Source organism: Actinosynnema pretiosum (assembly GCF_024171695.1).
Classification (GTDB): domain Bacteria; phylum Actinomycetota; class Actinomycetes; order Mycobacteriales; family Pseudonocardiaceae; genus Actinosynnema; species Actinosynnema pretiosum.
In genome coordinates this window covers 620,203-645,784 of the sequence record NZ_JAMTCF010000001.1, presented here as the reverse complement: position 1 = coordinate 645,784, position 25,582 = coordinate 620,203, and the positions used below count along the sequence as shown (strand labels likewise).

Below are 25,582 nucleotides of genomic sequence, written 5' to 3'. Positions count from 1 at the left end.
CTACGGCTGATCGAACATCGGGTCGCCTACTCGCCGTGCCGGGAGACGTTCATGCGAGTGGTTCGTTCGGAACTGGTCATCGCGCTCAACCCGGTCCACCGGTCCGCGCCGCGACTCACCGCCGCCGCCGCGCGAGCGGGCGCGCTCGCGGTCCTGGAGCTGCCCACCGACGTCGACGGGGCCGTCCGCGCGCTCGCCGACACCGCCCGCTGGACACCGGGCCGCTTCGGCGTGCGCGTTCGACCCGGCGTCGCCGTGCCACCGCTGCCCGAGGCCGCCGAGGTCGTGCTGCTGGCCGACCCCGCGCGCTCACCGGCCGAGTTCGCCGACCGCGAGGTCCTGGTCGAGGTCACCGACCTGGCCGAAGCCCGCGCGGCGCTCGCGGCGGGCGCGGTCGGGCTCGTCGCCAGGGGGCGCGAGTCCGGCGGCCGGGTCGGCGAGCTGAGCACGTTCGTGCTGCTCCAGCAGCTGCTCGCCGACATCGGCGACGTCCCGGTGTGGGCGGCGGGCGGCATCGGGCCGCACACCGCCGCCGCCGCCGTCGCGGGTGGCGCGGCCGGCGTGCTGCTGGACACCCAGTTCGCGCTGTACGACGACGCGGGCCTGCCCGTCGCGACCACCGAGGCGCTGCGCGGGCTGGACGGGTCGGAAACCGTTGTGCACCAAGGCGTCCACTTCCTGCACCGGCGCGGACCGGGCGCCACCGCGCTGCCCGACGACCCCGCCGCGCTGCTGCACCACGACCCGGCGCGCGGGCTGCTGCCGGTCGGGCAGGACGTCGCGCTGGCCACCGCGTTCACCCGCCGCTGGCCCACCGTCGCCGCCGCCGTGCGCGGCGTGCGCGACGCGATCACCGGCGCGTTCGCCGACGCCGCCGCCCGCACCGCCCTCCTCGGCGACCGGAGCCCGGCGGGCGCCACGGGCGACGCGACCGCCGAGAACCCCGCGAGTCCGGCTGGCACCGCGAGTCCGGCAAACACCGCGAGTGCTGCTGGCGCCGCGAGTGCCGCTGGCGCCGCGAGTCCGGCAAACACCGCGAGTGCCGCTGGCGCCGCGCCTCCGGCAGGCGCCGCGCCGCCCGCCGTCCGGCCGGATGCCCGAACCTCCCCCAGACCCGAAGCCCTGCAAAGTGAGAGCGCTCTCGGCACCGCCCTCCCCATCGCCCAGGGCCCCATGACGCGGGTCAGCGACAGCCCGGCCTTCGCCGCCGCCGTCGCAGGCGCGGGCGGCCTGCCGTTCGTCGCGCTCGCGCTCTCCGGGGCCGACCAGACCCGCGCCCTGCTCGAACGCACCCGCGCCGAGCTGGGCGGGAAGCCCTGGGGCGTCGGCATCCTCGGGTTCGCCGCCGAGGACGTGCGGGCCGCGCAGCTCGCCGTCGTGGAGGAGGTCCGGCCCAGCCACGCCATCATCGCGGGCGGCCGTCCCGCGCAGGCCGCCGCGCTGGAGGCCAAGGGCGTCTCCACCTTCCTGCACGTGCCCTCACCCGGCCTGCTGCGCCAGTTCCTCGCGGCGGGCGCCCGCAAGTTCGTCTTCGAGGGTGCCGAGTGCGGCGGGCACGTGGGGCCCCGCAACAGCTTCCCGCTCTGGGAGTCCCAAGTGGACGTCCTCCTGGAGCACAAGGCGGGCGCCGGGACGGCCGTGCTCTTCGCGGGCGGCGTGCACGACGCCCGCTCGGCCGCCATGGTCGCCGCGCTCGCCGCACCGCTGGTCCGCGCGGGCGTCGAGGTCGGCGTCCTCATGGGCACCGCCTACCTGTTCACCGCCGAGGCCGTCGACGCGGGCGCCATCGGCGAGGTCTTCCAGCGGCACGTGGTCACCGCCACCCGCACCGACCTGCTCCAGACCGCCCCCGGCCACGCCACCCGCTGCGTAGCCAGCGGCTTCACCGGCGACTTCGCCGCCCTGCGCGCCGACCTCGCCCGCGCCGCCGTCCCGGACCGGGAAGCCTGGGAGCGCCTGGAGAAGTTCAACGTCGGCCGCCTGCGCGTCGCCAGCAAGGGCGTCGAGCGCGTCGGCGCCGAGCTGCGCGAGGTCGACCGGGACCGGCAGGCCGCCGAGGGCATGTTCATGGCGGGCGAGGTCAGCGTGCTGCGCTCGGCCACCACCACGATCGCCGACCTGCACGCCGACGTCACCGCCGGTTCCGCCGCGCACCTGGCGCGGCGCGCGGAGGAGGTCCGCGCCGCCGCCCCGCGCCGCACCGCCCCCGAGCCGAAGCCGCTGCGCGTCGCCGTCGTCGGCATGGCCTGCATGTTCCCCGGCGCGCCCGACCTGCCGTCCTTCTGGGCCAACGTCCTCGCCGGGCGCGACAGCGTCACCGAGGTGCCGCGCGAGCGCTGGGACCCCGAGCTGTACTACGCCCCGGACGGCGACGGCGAGCGCACCCCGTCCAAGTGGGGCGGCTTCCTGCCGCCCATCGCCTTCGACCCGCTCGCCTACGGCATCCCGCCCGCCTCCCTCGGCGCGATCGAACCCGTGCAGCTGCTCGCGCTCGAAGCCTCCCGCAGGGCGCTGGTCGACGCCGGCTACCCGCACGCGAGCACCGAGCACTCCCGCACCTCCGTGGTGTTCGGCGCGGAGTCCGGCAGCGACCTGTCCGGCGCCACCACCCTGCGCACCACCCTGCCCGCCTACCTCGGCTCCGTGCCGCCCGCGCTCGACGCCCAGCTGCCCAGGCTCACCGAGGACTCGTTCCCCGGCGTGCTCGCCAACGTCATCGCGGGCCGCGTCGCCAACCGGCTCGACCTCGGCGGGGCCAACTACACCGTCGACGCCGCCTGCGCCTCCTCGCTCACCGCCGTCGACGTGGCCTGCAAGGAGCTCGTCACCGGCAGCAGCGACCTGGTGCTGTGCGGCGGGGCCGACCTGCACAACGGCATCAACGACTTCCTGATGTTCGCCTCCGTGCACGCCCTGTCGCCCACCGGCCGCTCCGCCACGTTCGACCGCACCGCCGACGGCATCGCGCTCGGCGAGGGCGTCGCCTGCGTCGTGCTCAAGCGCCTCGAGGACGCCGAGCGCGACGGGGACCGGGTCTACGCGGTCGTCGACGGCGTCGGCAGCGCCAGCGACGGCCGCGCGCTCGGCCTCACCGCCCCGCGCCCCGAGGGCCAGCGCGCCGCCCTCACCCGCGCCTACCGCGCCGCCGGGATCTCCCCGGCGCGGGTGGGGCTGGTCGAGGCGCACGGCACCGGCACCGTCGTCGGCGACCGCACCGAGCTGCGCACCCTCACCGAGGTGTTCACCGAGGCGGGCGCGGAACCGGGCTCGTGCGCGGTCGGCTCGGTCAAGTCCCAGATCGGCCACACCAAGTGCGCGGCGGGCCTGGCCGGGCTGATCAAGACCGCGCTCGCCCTGCACCACGGCGTCACCCCGCCGACCCTGCACCTGACCGAGCCGAACCCGGCCTGGGACCGCGACACCAGCCCGTTCGCCTTCCACACCACCGCCCGCCCGTGGGCAGCCGACCCCGCCGACCGCGTCGCGGGCGTCAGCGCGTTCGGCTTCGGCGGCACCAACTTCCACGTGGTGCTGCGCGCCCACGACCAGCCACCGGCCAGGCACGCCCTGGACGAGTGGCCGGTCGAGCTGTTCCTGCTGCGCGGCAACGACTCCGGGGCCGCGATCGTGGAGCGGGCCGACCGGCACCCCGGCGCGCGGCTGCGCGACCTGGCCCGGTTCGCCGCCGCGCGGGCCGACGTCGCCGCAGGGCGCGGGGAACCCGTGCGCACCGCCATCCTCGCCAGCAGCACGGCCGAGCTGCGCGCCCGCATCGCCGGGACGGACACCGAGGGCGTGTTCACCGCCGACGCCGCCGAACCGGGCAAGCTCGCGTTCCTGTTCCCCGGCCAGGGCAGCCAGAAGCCGGGGATGCTCGCCGAGCTGCTCGTCGCGTTCCCCGAGCTGCGCGGCCACCTGCGGCTGGGCGCCCGCTGGGCGGAGGCGATGTACCCGCCCGCCGCGTTCGACGAGGAAACCCGGGCGCGGCAGCGGGAGCGCGTCACCGAGACCACCACCGCGCAGCCCGCGCTCGGCGTCGTGGAGCTGGCCGCCACCGAGCTGCTCGCCACCTTCGGCGTCCGCCCCGACCTGGTCGCGGGCCACAGCTACGGCGAACTGGCCGCGCTCGCCGCGGCCGGGGTGTTCACCCCCGCCGACCTGCTCACCGCCAGCGCCGCCCGCGCCGGGGCCATCCTCGACCAGGTGCGCTCCGGCGACCCCGGCACGATGATCGCGGTCACCGCGCCCGCCGACGTGGTCGAGCGGCTGGTCGACGGGCTGCCCGTGGTGGCCGCGAACCGCAACTCCCCCAAGCAGACCGTGCTCTCCGGCCCCACCGCCGCCGTCCGCGAGGCCGAGGACCGGTTGCGCGCGGCCAAGCTCGGCACCAAGGCCATCCCGGTCGCCTGCGCCTTCCACAGCCCGCTCGTCGCGGGCGCGGGGGAGGAGTTCAGGCGGGTGCTGGACGGCATGTCGTTGCGCGCGCCCGAGATCCCGGTGTGGGCGAACCGGACCGCCGCGCCCTACCCGGCCGACGCGGACGCCGTGCGCGCCGAGCTGGCCGCCCAGATCGGCGCGCCCGTGCGGTTCGCCGAGCAGCTGGAGGCCATGCACGACGCCGGGGCGCGGGTGTTCGTGGAGGTCGGGCCGGGCCGGGTGCTGCGCGGGCTGGTCCGCGCCGTGCTCGGCGACCGGCCGCACCGCGTCGTCACCCTCGACGGCGGGCTCACCGGGTTCCTCACCGCGCTCGCCGTCCTCGCGGTCTCCGGCGCGGACGTGCTCGCCGGACCGCTCGTGCGCGGTCGCGACGCCGTCGACCCGGCCGACGCGCCACCCGTCCCCGGCTGGACCGTGGACGGCCACCTCGTGCGACGCGCCGACGGGAGCATCCAGCCCGGCGCGCTGCGCCCCGCCCACCGAGTCACCGCGGAGCTGATCGTGCCCGAGCCGCAGGCCCAGACCGGAACGCCCGACGCGCTGGTGGCGGAGTTCCTGCGCACCAGCCGCGAGATGATCTCCGCCCAGCGGGACGTGCTGCTCACCTACCTCGGCGCGGCCGGTGCGCCCGCACCCGTTGTGCTGCAACAAGTGCCGCAACCGGCGGCTGCTGCCGCAGTGCCGCAGACCGTGGTGCCGCAGACCGTGGTGGCGCAAACCGTGGTGGCGCAGGCGACCGTGGCCGTCGTCCAGCCAGCGCCGGTGGTGGACGTGCTGCGCGCGGTCGTGGAGGTGGTCGCGGAGCGCACCGGCTACCCGGTGGAGATGGTCGAGCCGGACCTCGACCTGGAGGCCGACCTGAGCGTGGACTCCATCAAGCGGGTGGAGATCGCGGGCGAGCTGGCCCAGAAGCTCGGCCTCGCGCTCGACGCGGACAGCGGACTGGACGACCTCGCCGCCGCCCGCACCGCCACCGCGCTCGCCGACGCCCTGCGCGCCCGCCTCCCGCAGACCGCGCCCACCGCGCCCGTCGCCGTCGCGGCGGCCCAGGCCACCGGGCCGGACGTGCTGCGCACCATCGTGGAGGTGGTCGCCGAGCGCACCGGCTACCCGGTGGAGATGGTCGAGCCCGAGCTGGACCTGGAGGCCGACCTCAGCGTCGACTCGATCAAGCGCGCCGAGATCGCGGGCGAGGTCGCGACGAGGCTGGGCCTGGACGTCGGCGACGGCTCGCGCGTCGAGGAGCTGAGCGCGGCCCGCACCGCCGCCGCGATCGCCGCCCTGATCACCGGCGCCGCGCCCGCCGCGATCCCAGGCGCGGCAACGACTTCCGCAACCCCGGCGGTCGTGCCGACCGCAGGCACGCCCGCCCTGCCGATCGGCGCGCAGGCCGCTGCGCCGACCCCCGCCGAGGCCACCGTCATCGCCCCGAAGCGCCTGGTGTTCCGGGAGGTCCCCCTGCCCCTCCCGGCCACCACCGACCTCACCGGCGCGCGCGTGCACCTCGTCGGCGTCGACCAGCTCACCGGAGCCGACCGCGAGATCCCCGCCCGCCTCACCGCGCTCGGCGCGACCCTGGTCGACGCCCCGGCGGGCGCGGTCGTCGTCCACCTCGGCGCGCTCGACCCGGCGGAACCGCCGCTGCCCGAGGAGTTCCCGCGCTTCCAGGAGGTCCTGACCGCCGCGCCCCGCGCCCTGCTCGCCGTCGACCGGCGCGGCGAGGGCTCGGTCACCGGCCTGCGCGGCTTCTTCCGCACCCTCGCCCGCGAGTACCCGGACCTGCCCTGCGCGCTCCTGGAGTCCGCCGACCCGGTCGCCGCGATCGCCGCCGAGCTCACCGCCCCGTCCGGCCACCCGGTCGTCCTGCACGGCCCGGACTCCCGGCACGCCCTCGAACTCGCCATGGAGGACCTCGGCCCCGTCGCCGCCTCCGGCGCCGGACCGGCCGGTGACGGCACTGCCGAGGCGCTCGCCGCCGGGCTGGACCGGGACGCCGTGGTGCTGCTGGTCGGCGGCGCGCGCGGCATCACCGCCCGGTTCGCCAAGACCCTCGCCGCCGCCTCCCGCTGCCGCCTCGAACTCGTCGGCCGCACCCCGCTGCCCGCGGGCCCCGAGGACCCGGACCTGGTGGGGGCCGACGACCGCACCGCCCTGCGCGGCGCGTTCCTGAGCCGGGGGATGACCTCGCCCGCCGAGGTCGAGCGCGCCGTCTCCGCCGCGCTGGCCGCCCGCGAGGTCCGCGCCACCCTCGCCGAGCTGGCCGACCTCGGCAGCGAGGCCCGCTACCACGCCGTGGACGTGCTGGACGCGGAAGCCCTGCGCACCACGGTGAAGCGCGTCCACGACGAGCACGGCCGCCTGGACGCCGTCGTGCACGCGGCGGGCGTCATCGAGGACAAGCTGGTGGCGGACAAGAGCGTCGAGTCGTTCCGCCGAGTCTTCGGCACCAAGGTCGACGGCGCCCGCACCCTCCTGGACGCGGTCGACACCCTGCCCGAACCGCCCCGCCACGCCGTCCTGTTCGGCAGCATCGCCGCAGCGCTGGGCAACCGGGGCCAGTGCGACTACGCCGCAGCCAACGACGCGCTCGAAGAGCTGGCCCGCCGCTGGAGCAAGCCCGGCAGGCGCGGCCTGACCGTCCACTGGGGACCGTGGGCTGCGGCCGGTGGCGGCATGGTCACGCCGGAGCTGATGCGCTCCTACGCGGCGCGCGGCATCGCGCTCATCGACCCCGACGAAGGCCCGCTGAGCCTGCTGCGCGAGCTGGCCTACGGCGCCGACGACCGGCACGCCGTCGTCTACACCGCGTCGGGCTGGTGACCGGCGTGACCGAGGTGGCCATCACCGGCATGGCCGTGCTGCTGCCCGGCGCGCCGGACCTGGACGCCTACTGGCGCAACATCGTCGGCGGCGTCGACGCCATCACCGAGGTGCCGCCGGACCGCTGGGACCCCGGCTTCTACGACCCGGACGCACACGGCACCCGCCGCGCCGACCGCGTCTACTGCCGCAGGGGCGGGTTCGTGGACGCCGCCGTGGACGCGGCCGGGTTCGGCGTCATGCCGCGCTCGGTGCCCGGCACCGAACCGGACCAGCTCATCGCGCTCCAGGTCGCCGCCGACGCCGTCGCCGACGCGGGTGGCGAGTCCGCGCTGCCCGCCGACCGGCGGCGGGTCGGCGTGGTGCTGGGCAGGGGCGGCTACCTCACGCCCGGTCTGGTGCGGCTGGACCAGCGGGTGCGCACCGCCACCCAGCTCGTCACCACGCTGCGCGAGCTGGCGCCCGAGCTGGACGAGGCGCGCCTGGAGCGGGTGCGGGCGGCGTTCACCGAGCAGATCGGCCCCGAGGCGCCCGAGGCCGCGATCGGGCTCGTGCCGAACCTGGCCGCGTCCCGCGTGGCCAACCGGCTCGACCTGCGCGGCCCCGCCTACACCGTCGACGCCGCCTGCGCCTCGTCGCTGGTGGCCGTGGACCACGCGGTGCGCGAGCTGGCCACCGGCCGCTGCGACGTGGTGCTGGCGGGCGGGGTGCACCACTGCCACGACATCACGCTGTGGAGCGTGTTCAGCCAGCTCGGCGCGCTCTCCCCGAGCCAGCGGGTGCGGCCGTTCCACCGCGACGCGGACGGCGTGCTGATCGGCGAGGGCACCGGCGTGGTGGTGCTCAAGCGGCTCGCGGACGCCGAGCGCGACGGCGACCGGGTGTACGCGGTGATCTCCGGCACCGGGGTGGCCAGCGATGGCCGCTCCGCGAGCCTGCTCAACCCCGCCCAGGAGGGCCAGGCGCGGGCCGTGCGGCAGGCCTGGGACGCCGCCGGGCTCGACCCGCGCGCGCCCGGCGCCATCGGGCTCCTCGAAGCGCACGGCACCGGCACCCCGGCCGGTGACGGCGCGGAGCTGGCGACCCTGGCCGAGGTCTTCGGCCCGGCGGACGGCGAGCGCGCGGTGCTCGGCTCGGTCAAGTCCATGATCGGCCACACCATGCCAGCGGCGGGCGTCGCCGGGCTGGTCAAGGCCGCGCTCGCCCTCCACCACGGGGTGCTGCCGCCCACCCTGCACTGCGACGACCCGCACCCGGCGCTGGAGGCCACCCGGTTCGCGCCGATCGACCGGGCCCGGCCGTGGGAGAGCGACGGGGTGCGGCGGGCCGGGGTCAACGCCTTCGGGTTCGGCGGCATCAACGCGCACGTCGTCCTCCGGGAACCGGTGCGGGCCAACGGGAAGACCGGCCCGGCGCAGGTCGTGGAACCGACCCGCGTGCTGCGGCTGGCCGCCCGGAACCCGGCGGAACTCCTGGCGCTGCTGGAGAACCCGGTCTCCCTCGCCGAGACCGAGCGCACCGACCTGCCCTGCCGGATCGGGATCGTCGACCCCACCGACCGCAAGCTCGCGCTCGCCCGCCGCGCCGTCGCCAAGGGCGCGCCGTGGCGCGGGCGCAGCGACATCTGGTTCACCCCGGCCCCGCTCGGCGGGCGCACCGCGTTCCTGTTCCCCGGACTGGAGGCCGAGTTCACCCCCGAGGTGGCCGACGTCGCCGCCCGCTTCGGCCTGCCCTGGCGCGACAGCGGGGCCCGCGTCGGCGACGTCGGCGGCCACGGGGCCGCCGTGTTCCAGGTCGGCAGGCTGCTCGACGCGGCCCTGCGCCGGGTGGGCGTGCGACCGGACGCCGTCGCCGGGCACAGCGTGGGGGAGTGGACCGCCATGGCGGTCGGCGGCATCCACTCCGCCGAGGAGGTCGACGCGTTCCTCGACGGCTTCGACCCGGCCTCGCTCCAGGTGCCCGGCGTGGTGTTCGCGGTGCTCGGCGCTTCGGCCGACGAGGTCGTGCCGCTGCTGGCCGAGCACCCGGACGTCGTGCTGTCCCACGACAACGCGCCCAGCCAGTCCATGGTCTGCGGTCCGGAGGCCGAGGTCGAGGCGGTGGTCGCGGTGATGCGCGGCCGGGGCGTGATCAGCCGGGTGCTGCCGTTCCGCTCCGGCTTCCACACCCCCATGCTGGCGCCCTACCTCGGCCCGATCCGGGACGGCGCGGCGCGGTTCACCCTGCACCCGCCGCGCGTGCCGGTCTGGTCGGCCACCACCGCGTCCCCGTTCCCCGCCGAACCGGACGAGGTGCGCGCGCTGTTCGTGCGGCACCTGCTGGAGCCGGTGCGGTTCCGGCCGCTGGTGCGGGCCATGCACGACGCGGGGTTCCGCACGTTCGTGCAGCTCGGCGCGGGGCAGCTCGGGTCGCTGGTCGCGGACGGGCTCTCCGCCGACGAGCACCTCGTGGTGTCCGCGCACGGCGGCCTGGCCCAGCTGCGGCGGGTGGTGACCGCGCTGTGGGCGCACGGCGCGGAGCCGGACGTGACCCCGCTGCTGGACGTGAAGCCGTCGCCCGCCAACGGGATCGCGGCACGGCGGCGGACCCCGGTCAAGCTCGACCTCGGCGGCGCGCTGGTGTCCCTGCCCCTTGACCAGCGCGCGCCGCTCACCCCCGCCGCCGCGCCGCGCGGGCCGGACCTCGGCGACGGCCCGCTCGCCGCCGAGCTGACCGCGCTGCTGCGCGAGACCGCCGACGCCGCCGCCCAGGTCACCCGCGCGGGCCGAACCGCCGCGCCGCAGCGATTCCCGCTCGCACCACCGCAGGCCGCACCACCGCAGCCCGCCGTGCCGACCTCGATCAGGTTCGACCTGCGCGCCATGCCCTACCTGATCGACCACTGCTTCTTCCGCCAGCGCGATGGCTGGCCCGACGACGCCGACCGGTGGCCCGTCGTCCCCGCCACCACCGTGATCACCCACCTCGTGGAGCTGGCCGAGCGCGCCGCACCCGGCAAGCGCGCCGTGGCCGTGCACGACGTCCGGCTCCTGCAGTGGATCGTCGCCGAACCGGCCACCGAGGTCGCCGTCCGGGTGGAACCGTTGTCCCCCAACCGGATCAGGGTCGTCCTCGAAGGCTGCTCGCAGGCCGAGGTGGAGCTCGCCGACCGGAGCCCCGCCGCGCCCGAGCCGTGGCCGCTGGACCGGGACGAGCGCGTCCCCGACCTCACCGCCGAGCGCTTCTACGGCGACCGCTGGATGTTCCACGGCCCCCGCTTCCAGGGCGTCACCGACCTGATCGCGGTGGGGGAGCGGCACGTGCGCGGCACGATCGCCCCGCTGACCGACCCCGGCGCGCTGCTCGACAACGTCGGCCAGGTCTTCGGCTACTGGGTGATGACCGAGCTGCCCGAGCGCACCACCGTGTTCCCGGTGCGGGTGCGGCACATCGCCTTCCACGGCGAGCGCCCGGACGGCCCGCTGCACTGCCACGTCCGCATCACCGAGGTCACCCCCACCAGCGTCACCGCCGACGCCGAGCTGTCGGCGGGCGGCCGGGTGTGGGCGCGCTTCACCGGCTGGTCCGACCGCCGCTTCGACACCGACCCCGGCATCCGCCTGGTCGACCGCTGGCCCGGCAGGCACACGCTGTCCACAGTGGACGGCGACCTCGCGGTCGTGCACGAGCGCTGGCCCGACCTGGCCACCCGCGAGCTGGTCATGCGCAACGTCCTCGGCGGCGCCGAGCGCGCCGACTACACCGCCCAGCCCCCGCACCGCCGCCGCCACTGGCTGCTCGGCCGCATCGCAGCCAAGGACGCCGCCCGCACCGTGCTGTGGCGCGAGGGCGACGACGAGGTCTACCCCGCCGAGATCGCCGTCCGCAACGACGGCGCCGGACGCCCGGTGCTGACCGGCGTCCACGGGTACGACCCGCGCGGCGTCGCCGTGTCCATCGCCCACGCGGGCGAGGTCGGCGTGGCGCTGGCCGGGCGCGGCGAGCTGGGCGTCGACGTCGAAGTGGTCGCGGAACGACCGCGGGGCACCGAGAACGCGGCCTGCGACGAGGCCGAACTCGCGCTGCTCGCCGGGCTCCCCGGCGAGCGCGCGCACTGGTTCACCAGGTTCTGGGCGGCAAAAGAAGCCGTCGGGAAGGCGCTGGGCACCGGACTGGGCGGGAGGCCGCGCGCCTTCCGGGTGGTCGCCGCGACCGAGGACGCCGCGCGCGTCGAGGTCGACGGACGCGCGTTCGCCGTGCGGCTGCGCGACACCGCCAACCCACCGGGACTGCCCGAACGCCGGTACGTGGTCGCATGGACGGGAGACAAGGCATGAGCAGCGGGACGACGACCGGGCGCGCCGCCGACGCGGACACCGTGCTGGCCGACCTCAGCGGGATGCTCCGCGAGGTGCTGGGCGACTACGGCCTGGAGGACGCGGAGATCACCCGCGAGTCGACCTTCCACGGCGACCTGGAGATGGAGAGCATCGACCTGGTCACGCTGTCCGCCGCGCTGCGCGAGCACTACGGCGACCGGGTCAACTTCGCCGAGTTCGTCGCGGACCTGGAGCTGGACGAGATCATCGCGCTGACCGTCGGCAGGCTGGTCGACCACGTCGTGGCCGCGCTGCGGGAGGCGCCGTGAGCAGGGTCGCCACCGGGGCCGTCACCACGCACGTCCAGCTGCTCCCCGCCGCCGGGGGTGATCCCGGCGCGCCGGTCGTGGTGTTCGTCCACGGGCTGCTCACCGACAGCCTCGCCAGCTACTACTTCACCCTCGGCCCGGCGTTCGCGGCGGCGGGCGTCGACGTGGTGATGTACGACCTGCGCGGGCACGGCCGCAGCGACCGGCCCGCCACCGGCTACCGGCTGGAGGACTTCACCGACGACCTGGTCGCCCTGCTCGACGCGCTGGACGAGCGCAGGCCCGTGCACGTGGTCGGCAACTCCTTCGGCGGCACCATCGCCTGCGCCCTCGCAGCCTGGCGCCCGGAGCTGGTCGCGGGCATCACGATGCTGGAGTCCGAGCCGCCCACCCGCGCCTGGACCGGGCACATCGCCGAGGGCCTCGCCGACGCGCACGACAAGCTGCGCCACCCCGAGGCCATCGCCTGGATCGAGGCCAACCACGGCGGCCACACCGCCCGGTTGTCCAAGGGGGCCAACAAGATCCTGCAGTCCACGACGCTGGCCACCGACGTGCCGCGCAGCCGGGTCATCGGCGGGCTGGAGGAGATCGGCAGGCCGATGCTCGCGGTGTTCGGCGACGAGTCCGGGCTGGCCGCGCAGGTCCCCGAGCTGCGGGCGCGCGGGTTCCGCACCGAGGTGCTGGCCGAGCAGGGCCACTCGGTGCTGATCGAGCGCCCGCACGAGGTGCGCGAGCTGGTGCTGGACTGGGTGCTGAGCCTGCACGACGCGGGCGAGGACCTCCCGGACGCCGTCGTCGGCGGGATCGCCGGGTGAGCCGGTTCCTGTTCGTCGCGCCCCCGCTGGTCGGGCACGTCAACCCGCTCACCGGGGTGGCGCGCGAGCTGGTGGCGCGCGGGCACCGGGTGGCCTGGGCCGGGCACGGCGAGCTGCTCGGCGCGCTCGCGCGGGAACCGGTGTTCCCCTGCGAGGTGCCCGACGACCTGCCCGCGCAGCGCCCGGCCGGGCTGACCGGGCCGTCCGCGTTCCAGTTCCTGTGGCGGGACTTCTTCGTGCCGCTGGCGGACGCGATGGCCCCCGGCGTGGCCGCCGCCGTCGACGCCTTCGAGCCGGACGTGGTGGTGTCCGACCAGCACGCGGTCGCCGGGTCGCTGGTGGCCGAGCGGCGCGGCGTGCCGTGCGTCGGGTCGGCTTCGACGTCGGCGGAGCTGGTCGACCCGCTGGCGTCCATGCCGAAGGTCGCCGCCTGGGTCGACGGGCTGCTCGCCGCGCTGCGCGAGCGGCACGGGAACCCGTTGGCGCGCAACGATCCCCGCTACCCGGAGCACGGCGTGCTGGTGTTCACCACGGCCGCGCTCGCCGGACCGGTCGAGCGGCCGGGGCTGCACCTGGTCGGGCCCGCGCTCGGGAAACCCAGGCCGGGCGCGGACTTCCCGTGGGACGAGCTGGACGGGCGGCCGGTGGTGCTGGTCAGCCTCGGCACCGCCAACACCGGCGTCGGCGGCCGGTTCCTGCGCGCCGCCGCCGAGGCGTTCGCGGACCGGCCGGGGTTGCGCGCGGTGGTCGTCGATCCCGGCGGCGAGCTGGGGGCGGTGCCGGACAACGTCCTGGTGCGGCACCGGGTCCCGCAGCTGGAGCTGCTGCCCCGGTGCGCGGCGGTCGTCTGCCACTCGGGGCACAACACGGTGTGCGAGGCGCTGTGGCACGGCGTCCCGCTGGTGCTCGCGCCCATCCGCGACGACCAGCCCATCGTCGCCGGGCAGGTGGTCGACGCCGGGGCCGGGGTGCGGCTCAGGTTCACCCGGGCCGGGGCCGAGGCGATCGGCAAGGGGGTCGACGCGGTGCTCGACCCGGCGGGCGGGCACCGGGACGCCGCCCGCGCCGTCGGGGACAGCTTCCGGGCGGCCGGTGGCGCGAGCGCCGCGGCCGCCCACCTGGTCGCGGTCGCCCGCTGACCGCCCGGCGCGCCCGGCGGAACCCCCTGCCCCGCCGGGCGCGCCACCCGACCAGGCCGCCCGAGTCCCCCGGAACCCGAGCCCGCTGCACGCGGCGCGGTCGTTCGTCCTCACCACCCGCCCCGCCGCTCGGTTCGGCCACCTGCCCCCGCCACCCGAGTCCGCCCCGCCGCTCGACTCGGCGGCCCGAGTCCAGGCGCCCGACCTGGCCGCCAGCCGATCCCGACCCCGCCCCCGATCCCGGTTCCAGCTCCGGCCCCGAACCTCCTTCCCCGCCAACGCTTCCCACCGCGCCCGTCCCCACCGCGCCCGCCTCACCCCGTGGAGCCCGCCCATGACCGCCCCCACCCCCGGCGCGCTGCGCGTGCTGCTGGCCTACGCCCGCCCGCACCGGGCCGTCCTGCTGGCCAGCCTCGCCCTGGTCCTGATCGCCAGCGCCACCGGTCTCGCCCAACCCCTGGTGGCCCGCGACGTCCTGTCCGGCCTCGGCGGCGACGGCGGGGCGCTCGGCCCGGTGCTCCTGCTGGCCGCGCTGGTCGTGGTCGGCGCGCTGCTCACCGGCCTCCAGTCCTGGTGGCAGCAGCGCACCGCCGAGCGCGTCGTGCGCGAGGTCCGCCGCGACCTGGTGCACCGGCTGATCCGGTTGCGCGTCCCCGAGCTGGACCGCCGACCGCCCGGCGACCTCGCCGCCCGCGTCACCGCCGACAGCACCCTGCTGCAGAACGCCGCCACCGAGGGCCTGGTCATGGTCGCCAACGGCCTGATCACCGCGCTCGGCGCCGTCGTGATCATGGGCGTGCTGCACGCCGGTCTGCTCGCGGTCACCCTGGGCGTGCTGCTGACCGTCGCGCTGCTGCTCCTCGTGGTCCTGCCGCGCATCCGGGCCGCCGTCGCCCGCGCGCAGTCCTCCGTCGGCGCGATCGGCGCGGCGCTGGACCGGGTGCTCGGCGCGGCCCGCACGGTCAAGGCCAACGGCGCCGAGGCCAGGGAGACCGAGCGCGCCAACGCCGCCGTGGAGAGCGCTTACCTGGCCGGGTTGCGCGGGGCCAGGCACGTCGCGGTGGTGAAGGTGCTGACCGGGGTGGCCGTGCAGGGCGCGTTCCTCGCGGTCCTCGGCGTCGGCGGCGCGCTCGTCGCCGCCGGTGGGCTCACCGCGCCGGACCTGATCGCGTTCCTGCTCTACGTCTTCTCGCTCGCCGCGCCGCTCGCCTCGCTCGTCGGCGGGCTCAGCGCGCTCCAGCAGGGGCTCGGCGCGGTCGGCCGCATCCACGAGGTCGCCGCCATGCCGGTGGAGGACGACGTCGACCTGCCGGCGCCCCGGACCACCCGGACCGCGCCGCCCTCGGTGGAGTTCCGCGACGTCGAGTTCGCCCACCCCGGCCGGGCCCGAGCGCTGCGCGGCGTGTCGTTCACCGCCGAACCCGGCGCCCGCACCGCGCTGGTCGGACCGTCCGGCGCGGGCAAGTCCACCTCGTTCGCGCTGCTCCAGCGGTTCGTCGAGCCGGACGCGGGCGCGATCCTGCTCGACGGCGTCGACATCACCACCATCCCCAGGGCGCACCTGCGCGCCACGATCGCCCACGTCGAGCAGGACGCCCCGGTGCTCGCCGGGACCCTGCGCGAGAACCTGCTCTACGCCGAGCCGGACGCCACCGACGCCGAGGTCGACCGGGTCCTCAGGGTCACCATGCTCAAGTCCTTCGTGGACGACCTGGAGAACGGCCTGGACACCGAGGTGGGCACGCGCGGCGTCGCGCTGTCCGGCGGCGAGCGGCAACGCCTGGCCATCGCCAGAGCCCTGCTGCGCCGCCCCGGCGTGCTGCTGCTGGACGAGGCCACCGCCCAGCTCGACGCCCGCAACGAGACCGCCCTGCGCGAGGCCGTCGACCGGGCCGCGCTGGGCTGCACGGTCATCCTCATCGCGCACCGGCTGTCCACGGTCACCGACGCGGAGCGGATCGTGGTGCTGGAGCAGGGGAAGGTGCGGGCCAGCGGGACGCACACCGAGCTGGTGCGAGGGGACGACCTCTACCGCGAGCTGGCCGCGACCCAACTCCTGGCGGGGGAGACGGGGGCGCCCGAGCGCACGAGCGCCCCCGGTGAAGCTATGCCAGCGCGCTAGCCCCGGCGAACGCCTGCCGCAGCGCGGGCAGGTAGCCGTCGCGGTGACCGGCCGGGTTCGGGTGGTACGACTCGTTGATCTTGTCCCACTCCAGGCTGGTCACCCACTTCGTCCCGGTGGAGCACAGGGTGTGCGCGTTGAACACCGGCCGCGCGTCCAGGAACGTGAACCCGGCCTCCGCCGCCCGCGCCGAGATCACCGTCGCGAGCGTGTCGGCGGCCGAGTTCAGCGACGCGCGCTCGGTGTCGCTGAGCCCGAAGATGCCGCAGTTGCCGCCGATCGTGTACAGCCTCGGGTACCCGACCACCACGACCTTCGCCGACGGCGCCGCCGCGCGCACCGCCGCGTACAGCCGGGTCAGGTTCGCCGACATGGTCGTGTTCGCGACCTGCTTGGCCTGCTCGACCCGGTTGACGCAGTCCCGGTCGTCCAGGGTGAGGATGCAGGTCACCAGCACGTCGGTGAACCCGATGTCGTTGCCGCCGACCTGAACGCTCACCAGCGTGGTGTCCGGGGTCAGCAGCGGCACCTGGTTCGCGAGCACCTCGGTGGTCTCCGCGCCGGAGCAGGCGGCCTCCACGAACGCGGTGCCGGGGTTGGCCGCCGCCCACAGCCGGGGGTAGGACAGCGGGCCCCGGCGGCAGGGGTCGTTGGGGTTGTCGTAGGTGCGGGTGCCGGGACCGGTGGTGTACGAGTCGCCGAGCGCGACGTACTTGCCCGCGGCGGCGTTGGCGGGGGCGGCGAGCAGCGTGCTCGCCAGCAGCGCCAGCAGAACGGGGATCAGGGCCCGAGGTGCGCGCATGGGGGTGGCCTCTCCGGTGAGGAGCGAAGCAGGGGACCTCTCAATGGGTAACAGCGCGCGCTTGTGAGGAATACCCCACAATGTCGTATATGTGGTGAATTTCTTTTACCGCATCCGGCGACGCGCCGATGACCCGCAGGTGAAGCCTGTTTACACAGAGTGGGCGCGGGGTGGAAGCTTGGCGCTCCGAGAACGGAGGACGACCATGCGACCGGCCACCGCCGCGTTAGCCGCCACACTGCTCGTCACCGGCCTGGTCACCGCGCCCGGCAACGCTTTCGCCGCGCCGGGCAACGTCGACTACGCCGACGCCGCGCGCGAGTTCGGGGTCCCGGAGCCGGTGCTGCTCGGCGTCGCGTACCTGGGTTCCCGCTGGGACTCGCACGCGGGTTCGCCCAGCCGCGCGGGCGGCTACGGGCCGATGCACCTGACCGACGCCGTCCCCGCCGAACCGGGGGAGCACCACGACACCGAGGACCCCAGGGGCGACCCGTCCAGACCGCTCGGCGTCGACGGCCACCCCGACCCGGTGGCCGAGCGCCCCGGCACCCTGGCGCGCGCCGCCGAGCTGACCGGCCAGGACCCCGGCCGGTTGCGCGCCGACCGCAGGGAGAACATCCGGGGCGGCGCGGCCCTGCTCGCCTCCCTGCGCGGTGACGCGGGCGACGACCCCGGCTCCTGGTACGGCGCGGTCGCCCGCTACAGCGGCGCCGAGGACGCCGACACCGCCCGCCGCTTCGCCGACGACGTCTACGAGGTCATCCGCGACGGCGTCACCCGCGCCACCGACGACGGCGGCACGACCACCCTGGCCGCGCAACCCGACGTCCGCCCGGACACCGCCGCGCTCGACGCGCTCGGCCTGCCGCAGCCGCGAGCGGGCGCCGAGTGCCCCGCCCGGCTCGGCTGCGAGTGGGTGCCCGCGCCGTACGAGAACTACGACCCGAGCAACCCCGGCGCGTACGGCAACCACGACCAGGCGAACCGGCCGAACGACCTGTCGATCGACTACATCGTCATCCACGACACCGAGACCTCGTACGAGCAGACCCTCGACCTCGTCCAGGACCCCACGTACGTCAGCTGGCACTACACGATCCGCTCCCGCGACGGGCACGTCGCCCAGCACGTGGAGAACGCGGACGTCGCCTGGCACGCGGGCAACTGGTTCGTGAACTCGCACGCCATCGGCATCGAGCACGAGGGCTACGCGGCGCAGGGCAGCTGGTACACCGAGGCCATGTACCGCAACTCGGCCCGCCTGGTGCGCTACCTGGCCGACCGGTACGACGTCCCGCTCGACCGCGCGCACATCCTCGGCCACGACAACGTCCCCGGCACCACGCCGGGAACCGTCGCCGGGATGCACTGGGACCCCGGTCCCTACTGGGACTGGTCGCACTACTTCGACCTGCTCGGCGCGCCGCTGCCCACCTGGAGCGCCCCGCACTCCGGCACCGTCGTGCCCAACCCCGACTTCGCCACCAACCGGCCGCGCTTCACCGGGTGCGAGAGCGCGGGCGTGGACTGCCCGTCGCGCGGCTCGACCTCGCTGCTGCTGCACACCGAGCCCTCGAACGACGCCCCGCTCGTCGCGGACGTCGCCCTGCGCCCGGACGGCTCGCCCAGCACCCGCGCGGTCAGCGACATCGGGGCCAGGATCGACGCCGGGCAGCGGTTCGCGGTCGCCGAGCGGCGCGGCGGGTGGACCGCGATCTGGTACCTCGGCCAGAAGTCCTGGTTCCGCACCCCCGCGCCCCGGCTCGGCCTGCCGTCCGGGCCCGCGTTCGTCGTCACGCCGAAGCCCGGCCTCGACCGGGTCCCCGTCTACGGCCGCGCGTACCCCGAACAGGCGGCGTACGAGGGGACCGGGGTGCCACCGCAGTCGGTGGTGCCGCTCCAGTACGCGATCCCCGCCGGGCAGCGCTACGCGGTGGGCGACGTCGACCCGCCGGTGGACTACTACTTCGCGCAGACCTGGGACGGGCCGCACGTGGTGGTCAGCGGGGAGGACCGGTACCACCAGGTGTTCCTCGGCCACCGGGTCGCGTACGTGCGGGCCGCGGACGTGGACCTGAGCCTGGTCTGGTGACCTCACCCGCACGGGTGTAGGGGGTGAACCGGTTGCGCCGAACGGTCTAACTTCGGCAGACCGGAAAGCCCCCTACACCCGTGGAGGACGTTGTGGCACCGACCCGCAGACTCACCGCCCCGGCGGCGCTGGCACTGGCACTGACCGCGCTGGCGCCGCTCGGGGCCGCCCAGGCCGACGCGGGCTGGGCGCACCGCAGGGCCGACCTGGCGGGCGCCGACGTGGTGCCCGGACCCGGCGACGAGGACGGCGACGGCAGCGCGAAGCTGCGCCTGCGCGACGACTCCGCCGAGGGCGAGCTGTGCGCGACGGTGAGCCTGCGCCGCGTGCTGCCGCCCACCGACGTCCAGCTGCGCCGGGGCTCGGCCGGGCAGAACGGGCCGCTGCTGCTGTCGCTGGAACCGCCGCGCGGGGAGTCCCTGTTCACCCGCTGCTTCACCGTGGACGTCGACCTGGTGCGCGAGATCGAGGACTTCCCCGAGCGGTTCCACATCACCGCCCTCGACGAGGACTTCCCCGGCGGGGCGCTGCGCGGGCAACTGCGCTCCGGCGTCTGACCCCCGTCCCGTGGTCCATTCAGTCCCGATGGATGTACCCCTGAAAGTGTCAACACGTGGCACTGCGCTGCTTGCTACGGTCCGAACTACCGGCGCTGCCAGCGGCGCCGTCCTCGCTAGCGGCGGCGGCCACGGCCGTCGCCCTCCGGTTGGGGGTGCGGTGGTGCCGAGAAGCAGACTCGCGGTTGTCGGTGTTCTCCTGCTGCTGCTGGGGCTGGGCGCCGCGCCCACCGCCTCGGCGGCGGCCGGGTTCGCGGTCCAGGCCAGGGCGTCCGGGCTCACCCAGGCGCAGACCACCCGGCTGCAGGACGAGGTGGACGGGTACCTGGCCCGGTGGGGCGGCAGGCAGGTCGCCGCGAACCGGGTCGAGCGCGACGGGGCGGTGCTCACCGTCGCCGTGCCCGGCGAGGAGCGCTCGCGGTCGCTGGCCGGGCAGATCGACCACTGCCGGGGCGGGTGGGTCGACTTCGGCTGGTTCTGCGCCTACGAGCGCGAGGACGGCCAGGGCTCCAGCCTCGCCCTGTACTCCTGCGCGTGGCAGCACATCCCCTGGTTGAGCGTCGGTTCCTGGCAGGACAACCAGACCCCCGGCACCCGCTCGACCATGTACTTCGTCGGCGGCGCCAGCTGGCACATGCCCGCCGCGCCCTCGTGGCAGCGGTACGGGGTGGTGTGGGGGGCCGTCACCGGCGTCCGGAACTGCTGAGCCGGTTCGCCGGAATTCCTCCGCGCGACGTGTCGTGCCCGAGGGGTCCGGCGGCGACCTCGTGGTGGACTGCCGAACGGGTGGTCCACCACGAGGAGGCCGAACGGTGAAGTACCTGATCATGATGCAGATCGACTCCGAGGTGCTGGAGCGGCTCACCGAGGACCAGCAGCGGGAGATCCAGGAGGGGCACACCGCGTTCATGGCCGAGACCAAGGCCAGCGGCGAGTTCGTCGGGACCCAGGCGCTGGCCGACCGGAGCCGGTCCAAGGTGATCCGCCCCGGCGCCGACGGGCCCGAGGTGACGGACGGGCCGTTCGCGGAGAGCAAGGAGTTCCTCGGCGGGTACTACCTGGTCGACGTCGAGGACGAGGCCAGGGCCGTCGAGCTGGCCAAGCGCATCCCGGACGCGCGGGTCCCCGGACTCGCGCTCGAACTGCGCCCGGTGATGTTCTCCGACTTCGGGGACGCGTGACCGCCGGTTCCCCGGTGGCCGAGGGCCTGTGGCGCGACCTCGCGCCGCGGGCCCTCGCCCGGCTGCTGCGCGCGCACGGCCGCGCCGGGTTCGACCTGTGCGAGGACGCCGTCCAGGAGGCGCTGCTCCAGGCGCACCGCCAGTGGCCGGAGCGCTTCCCGGACGACCCGCTGGGCTGGCTCGTCGCGGTGGCCCGCCGTCGCTACGCCGACCACGCGCGCGGCGACGCCAGGCGGCGGCTGCGCGAGACGCGGGCGGCGCTGCTCGACCCGGAGCCGCCGCAGGCCGGGCAGGACGACGACTCGCTGCTGGTGCTCCAGCTGTGCTGCCACCCCGGTCTGCCCCGGTCGGGCCAGGTGGCGCTGACCCTGCGGGCCGTGGCCGGGCTGAGCACCGCGCGGATCGCGAACGTGTACCAGCTGCCCGAGGCGACGATCGCGCAGCGGATCACCCGCGCCAAGCGCAAGGTCGCCGAACTGGGGCTGCCGGGGGAGGGGCCGGTCGACGAGCGGGTGACGCCGGTGCTGGACGTGCTGTACGTGATGTTCACCGAGGCGCACCACACCACCACCGGCGCGCCGCCCCGCGACGCCGACCTGGCCGCCGAGGCGATCCGGTTGGCCAGGCTGCTGCTGCGCGCCGTGCCGGCCTCTGGGGCTTCGGCTTCGGCTTCGGCTTCGGCTTCGGCGGAGGTCGCCGGGCTGCTCGCGCTGATGCTGCTCACCGAGGCCAGGCACCCGGCGCGCGTCGACCGCGACGGCGGCCTGGTGCCGCTGGACGAGCAGGACCGGTCGCTGTGGGACCGGCGGCTCATCGAGGAGGGCTCGGCGCTGGTCGCCCGCGCGGTCCGGGGCGCTCGACCGGGTCCGTACCTGCTCCAGGCGTGCGTCGCCGCGCTGCACGCCGAGGCGGACAGCGCGGAGGCGACCGACTGGGGCGAGGTCCTGGCGCTGTACCGGGTGCTGGAGGCGGTGACCGGGCGGGCGAACCCGACGATCACCCTCAACCGGGTGGTGGCGCAGGCCGTGGTGGAGGGGGACGCGGTCGCACTGGGGGAGCTGGACGCGCTGGAGGCCGGGCACCCCCGGTTGCCCAGGCTCGACGCCGTGCGCGCCCACCTGCTGGAGCGGTCCGGGCGCGCGGGGGAGGCGGCGGACGCGTACCGGCGGGCCATCGCGGTGACCGCGAACCTCGCCGAGCAGCGGCACCTGAGGCGGCGGTTGCGGGGGGTGGTTACCTCTTGACCCCGTAGAGCTGGGTCAACCCGGTCCAGTCGCTCAGCGCGAGCAGGCGCTTCTCGGTGTTGCAGGGGGCGTTGTTCGGGCTCATCGTCGCGGTCGGGTTCGCGGACTGGCTCACGTGCGCCAGGCCCAGCGTGTGCAGGCGCTCGTGGGTCATCGTGGACTGGAGGTCGAACGCGTTCGCGCAGTTCGCCGGGATCGTGGTGAACCAGGTGTTCGCGGTGTTGATCAGCGTGTCGGAGGCGATCACGACGCCGGTGCTGCGGTAGTAGGTGCAGGTCATGGCCAGGATGCTGCCCGGCATCGTGCCCCACGAGGTGACCGACTTGCCGTCGTTGCCCCGGCAGCGGCCGTACGAGTCGACCTGCGCGGACAGCTTGGTGGTCGCGCCCGCGTAGCTCTGCTGGGCGGCGGAGGTGGCGGTCTTGCCGCAGCGGTTCGCGCCCGAGGCCGCGTTGCCGGTGGCCGAGGTGATCGCGGCGAGCGCGGTGGACTTCACGCTGCTCGGCGCGGCAGAGCCGTTGTAGTACCAGCTGTACGCGGCGTTCAGCTTCCAGGCCTGGCGCTCGTATCCGGTCTCGGTGCAGGCCACCGACCCGGCCGTGGTCAGCTTCCGGCCCGCCAGGATCGCCTCGGCCGCCACGAGCACGGTCTCCTGCGCGGGGATCAGCGCGACCGGGGCGGCGGCGAGCGCCACCAGCGCGCCGACGAGGGCCTTGTGGATGATCCGCATCTGGTAGGTCCTCCGCGCGTTCGCCGTGCCGACGGCGACAACGTTCGGATCCGCCGGGTGCGGGCGGGGTGCCGGTTCGGGAGCGGAACAGGTTTTCCGGTCCGGCGGTGCTCGCTCTTCGGGATGCCGAAGGTGGTGGTATTCGGCGGCGTATCCGGCCCTCTTCTAAACACGTGCGCGGGAGCACGTGATCCCGCGCGCTACGCCGTGCCGCCCGCGTCCGCGCTGGGCCACACCCCACACCCCCTGCGCCTGACGCGACACAAGGCGCGTGCGGCACGGCCCTGCCGCGTTGACTCCAGGTAGTCGCAGGTCAACCCCTTTGAGTGACGACTTTTCCAGGTCACCTCGAATAGCTTTGGTGATGGCCCCGGCGACCACGCCGAGCGGCCTCACGCGAACTCAGCGATCTCAAGGGGGACATCGCCGTGCGCACCACCGTTCACCGCACCGCAGGACTCGCACTGACCGTTTTGGCCGCGCTGACCGTCTGCACGGTCACCGCTCTGCCTGCCGGTGCTCTGCCAGCCGCCGCAGCACCCGAACCAACTCGCGCCGAGGGGGAGTGGTCGTTCGTGGACGACTACTGGAACCGGAGCGAGTGCGAGAACGCGGGGCAGCGGGGGCAGGAGGTCGGGTCCTGGAAGCGCTACCTGTGCTCGGAGGGCTGGTTGGACTGGGACCTGTACGTCATCTACTGACCGGATCGCCGGGGGCGGCGCCCGCGTGGCGTGGCGGGCGTCGCGCCCCGGCGTGACGTGCTGTGCTCAGGCCTGCCTGAGCGAAACCGGCGGCTTGGTACTCGACCCGGCTCCTGTGTGCCCGTGCGGCTGCGTTCCCGTGGGCCTGCATTCCCGTGTGCCCGTGTGCCCGTGTGCCCGTGTGCCCGTGTGCCCGTGTGCCCGTGTCCGCCCCCACTACCCGCGTGTCCGCATGTCCGAACCCCGGTGCCCCGGCCCCCGCGCCTGCGCGCCTACGCACCCGTATCCGGGTATTTTTTCTCCGCCTGCTGTGTCCGCCTGCTGTGTCCGCCTGCTGTGTCCGCCTGCTGTGTCCGCCTGCTGTGTCCGCCTGCTGTGTCCGTTTGATCTTCCTGTGCGCCCGCGCCTCCACCCTCCGTCGTTCTCCGCGCCGTGTTCCCACGTTCGCCCTTCCCCGAGTGTCCGTGTTCCCGCCTGCCGGTACCCCCGTGCGCCCGCGCCCTCAGGCAGCCCGCGTCTCTGAGCAGCCCGTATCCCCAGGCGGCCCTTGTTCCCGCGCACCTGCGTTCCCGCGTTCGCCCGTGCCCGTGCGCCCGCCTCCCCGCCTCCCGCTGGCCGCGCTCCCGCACCCCTCCCCGTCTACCGCCCTCTCCCCCTTCCCCTCGCCCTCCACCCCCGTCTAGAACGGGAAGCCCGGCACCGTTCGTCGTGCCGTCACCCACTGCGTCTCGGTGAACGCATCCGCGTTCGCCGCCACCCCGCCGACCCGCCCGAACCCCGACGCCCCCACCCCGCCGAACGGGGCGTTCGCGTCGTCGTTGAACGTCTGGTCGTTCACGTGCACCGCCCCGCTCGGCACCAGGTCGGCCAGCGCCAGCCCGGCCGCCACGTCCCCCGTCACCACGCCGAGGCTGAGCCCGTGCTCGCTGTCCGAGGCCAGTCGCACCGCCTCCTCGACGTCCCGGAACGGCCGCACGCACGCCACCGGGCCGAACACCTCCTCCCGGTAGGCCGGCGTCGCGTCCGCGCAGTCCGCCAGCACGGTCGGCCGGTGGAACAGCCCGTCGCGGCCTCCGCCCGCCACCACCCGCGCGCCCGACGCGACGCTGCGCGACACCAGGTCGGCCACCCGGTCCGCCTGCCGCCCGTCGATCAGCGGCCCCAGGTCCACCTCCTCCCGGTGCCCGTCGCCGACCCGCAGCCCCTCCGCCCGCCCGGCCAGCAGCTCCACGTACTCGTCGTACCGCGACTCGTGCACCAGGTGCCTGCCGACCGCCATGCACACCTGCCCGGCGTGCACGAAGCTCCCGAACGCCCCGCACGCCGCAGCCCCCACCGGGTCCGCGTCGGCCAGCACCACCAGCGCGCTGTTCCCGCCCAGCTCCAGCACCGACCTGGTCAACCCGCGCGCCGCCCGCGCCCCCACCTCGCGCCCGGCTCCCGTCGACCCGGTGAACGACACCACCCGCACCGCAGGGTGGTCCACCACCGCCTCGCCGACCTCGCGCCCACCGGGCAGCACGTGCAGCACCCCCTCGGGCAGCCCGGCCTCCTGGAGCACCCGCGCGACCACCACCCCGCCCGACACCGCTGTGCGCGGATCGGGCTTGAGCAGCACCGCGTTGCCCAGCGCCAGCGCGGGCGCCACCGACCGGATCGCCAGCACCAGCGGGAAGTTGAACGGGGAGATCACCGACACCACCCCCGCGGGCACCCGCCGCCGCACGCTCAACCTCGGCATCGGCGAGTGCAGCAGCTCACCGTGCGGGGCGGTCGCCAGCGCCGCCGCCTCCAGGCACTCGGCGATCGCCGCCGACACCTCCACCCCGGCCTTGAACCGGGTCGACCCGGCCTCCCGCACCACCCACCCGGCGATCTCGTCCGAGTGCTCCTCGAACAACGCCGCCGCCCGCCGCAACACCCCGGCCCGCTCGAACCCGCCTAACCCACCCCACGCCCGCCCGGCCCGAGCCGCCACACCCCCGGCCCGCTCGACGTCCCCGACCTCCGCGACCCCGACCTCGCCCAACCGGTCACCGGTCGCCGGTTCCACCACCGGCCGAGCCCCCGAGGGGACCCACTCCCCGGTGAACAGCCGCCCCGCCCACTCCGCTCCGTCCAGCAGACCCATCGCAGCCTCCTCGCACTCACCCCGTCGTGCTCCGGATTCCCCGATCGTGGCGGACCCAACGGCCCAATGACAGTCCCGGCGGACGGCACGACACCAGCCCCCGTGACCGGCCCACCGACACCCCCGCGACCGGCACGACGACACCCCTGCCGACAACACGGCGTCCCCTGCCACCACCCGT

The 25,582-nt window shown here is 75.5% G+C and carries 15 protein-coding genes; 12 read left to right on the top strand and 3 right to left on the bottom strand.

Annotated elements, in window-relative coordinates; translation table 11 throughout:
* Nucleotides 1-51 precede the first annotated feature (51 nt).
* The 6 genes from LV78_RS02385 to LV78_RS02360 all read left to right on the top strand — a co-directional run bounded on the left by LV78_RS02385 (nt 52) and on the right by LV78_RS02360 (nt 15,963).
* Complete coding sequence (locus LV78_RS02385) at nt 52-7,257, top strand: type I polyketide synthase (RefSeq protein ID WP_253842972.1); 7,206 nt, start codon at nt 52-54, stop codon at nt 7,255-7,257.
* Nucleotides 7,254-11,573, top strand: coding sequence for a beta-ketoacyl synthase N-terminal-like domain-containing protein (locus LV78_RS02380; protein ID WP_308208658.1), 4,320 nt, complete (start codon nt 7,254-7,256; stop codon nt 11,571-11,573). The genes LV78_RS02385 and LV78_RS02380 overlap by 4 nt, the downstream gene beginning before the upstream one ends.
* Entirely contained in the window at nt 11,570-11,884 is a 315-nt protein-coding gene (locus LV78_RS02375; RefSeq protein WP_253842970.1) for an acyl carrier protein, read from the top strand. Before LV78_RS02380 ends, LV78_RS02375 begins: the two co-directional genes overlap by 4 nt.
* Nucleotides 11,881-12,702 carry an alpha/beta fold hydrolase gene (locus LV78_RS02370; RefSeq protein ID WP_253842969.1) on the top strand — a complete coding sequence of 274 codons (822 nt, stop codon included), beginning with the start codon at nt 11,881-11,883 and terminating at the stop codon, nt 12,700-12,702. Before LV78_RS02375 ends, LV78_RS02370 begins: the two co-directional genes overlap by 4 nt.
* Complete coding sequence (locus tag LV78_RS02365) at nt 12,699-13,841, top strand: glycosyltransferase (protein WP_253842968.1); 1,143 nt, start codon at nt 12,699-12,701, stop codon at nt 13,839-13,841. The genes LV78_RS02370 and LV78_RS02365 overlap by 4 nt, the downstream gene beginning before the upstream one ends.
* 334 nt (nt 13,842-14,175) lie before the next feature.
* On the top strand, nt 14,176-15,963 hold the full coding sequence (locus tag LV78_RS02360) for an ABC transporter ATP-binding protein (protein WP_253842967.1): 1,788 nt from the start codon (nt 14,176-14,178) through the stop codon (nt 15,961-15,963).
* Here LV78_RS02360 and LV78_RS02355 read toward each other — a convergent pair.
* Nucleotides 15,947-16,765, bottom strand: coding sequence for an SGNH/GDSL hydrolase family protein (locus LV78_RS02355; protein WP_253842965.1), 819 nt, complete (start codon nt 16,763-16,765; stop codon nt 15,947-15,949). The two genes, LV78_RS02360 and LV78_RS02355, sit on opposite strands and share 17 nt — an antisense overlap.
* A 205-nt stretch (nt 16,766-16,970) precedes the next feature.
* On the opposite strand from LV78_RS02355, the gene LV78_RS02350 reads away from it, so the two are divergent.
* The 5 genes from LV78_RS02350 (at nt 16,971) to LV78_RS02330 (ending at nt 21,839) form a co-directional block, all read left to right on the top strand.
* Entirely contained in the window at nt 16,971-18,857 is a 1,887-nt protein-coding gene (locus LV78_RS02350) for a peptidoglycan recognition protein family protein (protein ID WP_253842964.1), read from the top strand.
* Nucleotides 18,858-18,949: 92 nt separating this feature from the next.
* Nucleotides 18,950-19,414 carry a CHRD domain-containing protein gene (locus LV78_RS02345; protein WP_253842962.1) on the top strand — a complete coding sequence of 155 codons (465 nt, stop codon included), beginning with the start codon at nt 18,950-18,952 and terminating at the stop codon, nt 19,412-19,414.
* Nucleotides 19,415-19,577: 163 nt separating this feature from the next.
* Nucleotides 19,578-20,120 carry a hypothetical protein gene (locus LV78_RS02340; RefSeq protein ID WP_253842960.1) on the top strand — a complete coding sequence of 181 codons (543 nt, stop codon included), beginning with the start codon at nt 19,578-19,580 and terminating at the stop codon, nt 20,118-20,120.
* 106 nt (nt 20,121-20,226) lie between these two features.
* Nucleotides 20,227-20,595: a YciI family protein gene (locus LV78_RS02335; protein WP_253842959.1), complete on the top strand. Its 369-nt coding sequence runs from the start codon at nt 20,227-20,229 to the stop codon at nt 20,593-20,595.
* The gene (locus LV78_RS02330; RefSeq protein ID WP_253842957.1) at nt 20,592-21,839 is read left to right on the top strand and encodes an RNA polymerase sigma factor; all 1,248 of its coding nucleotides are present in this window, start codon (nt 20,592-20,594) and stop codon (nt 21,837-21,839) included. Before LV78_RS02335 ends, LV78_RS02330 begins: the two co-directional genes overlap by 4 nt.
* Here LV78_RS02330 and LV78_RS02325 read toward each other — a convergent pair.
* Complete coding sequence (locus LV78_RS02325; protein WP_253842956.1) at nt 21,829-22,569, bottom strand: matrixin family metalloprotease; 741 nt, start codon at nt 22,567-22,569, stop codon at nt 21,829-21,831. The two genes, LV78_RS02330 and LV78_RS02325, sit on opposite strands and share 11 nt — an antisense overlap.
* A gap of 428 nt (nt 22,570-22,997) precedes the next feature.
* On the opposite strand from LV78_RS02325, the gene LV78_RS02320 reads away from it, so the two are divergent.
* The gene (locus tag LV78_RS02320; protein ID WP_253842954.1) at nt 22,998-23,270 is read left to right on the top strand and encodes a hypothetical protein; all 273 of its coding nucleotides are present in this window, start codon (nt 22,998-23,000) and stop codon (nt 23,268-23,270) included.
* A gap of 679 nt (nt 23,271-23,949) precedes the next feature.
* On the opposite strand, the gene LV78_RS02315 is transcribed toward LV78_RS02320, so the two are convergent.
* Nucleotides 23,950-25,401 carry an aldehyde dehydrogenase family protein gene (locus tag LV78_RS02315; RefSeq protein ID WP_253842953.1) on the bottom strand — a complete coding sequence of 484 codons (1,452 nt, stop codon included), beginning with the start codon at nt 25,399-25,401 and terminating at the stop codon, nt 23,950-23,952.
* Nucleotides 25,402-25,582: the final 181 nt, after the last annotated feature.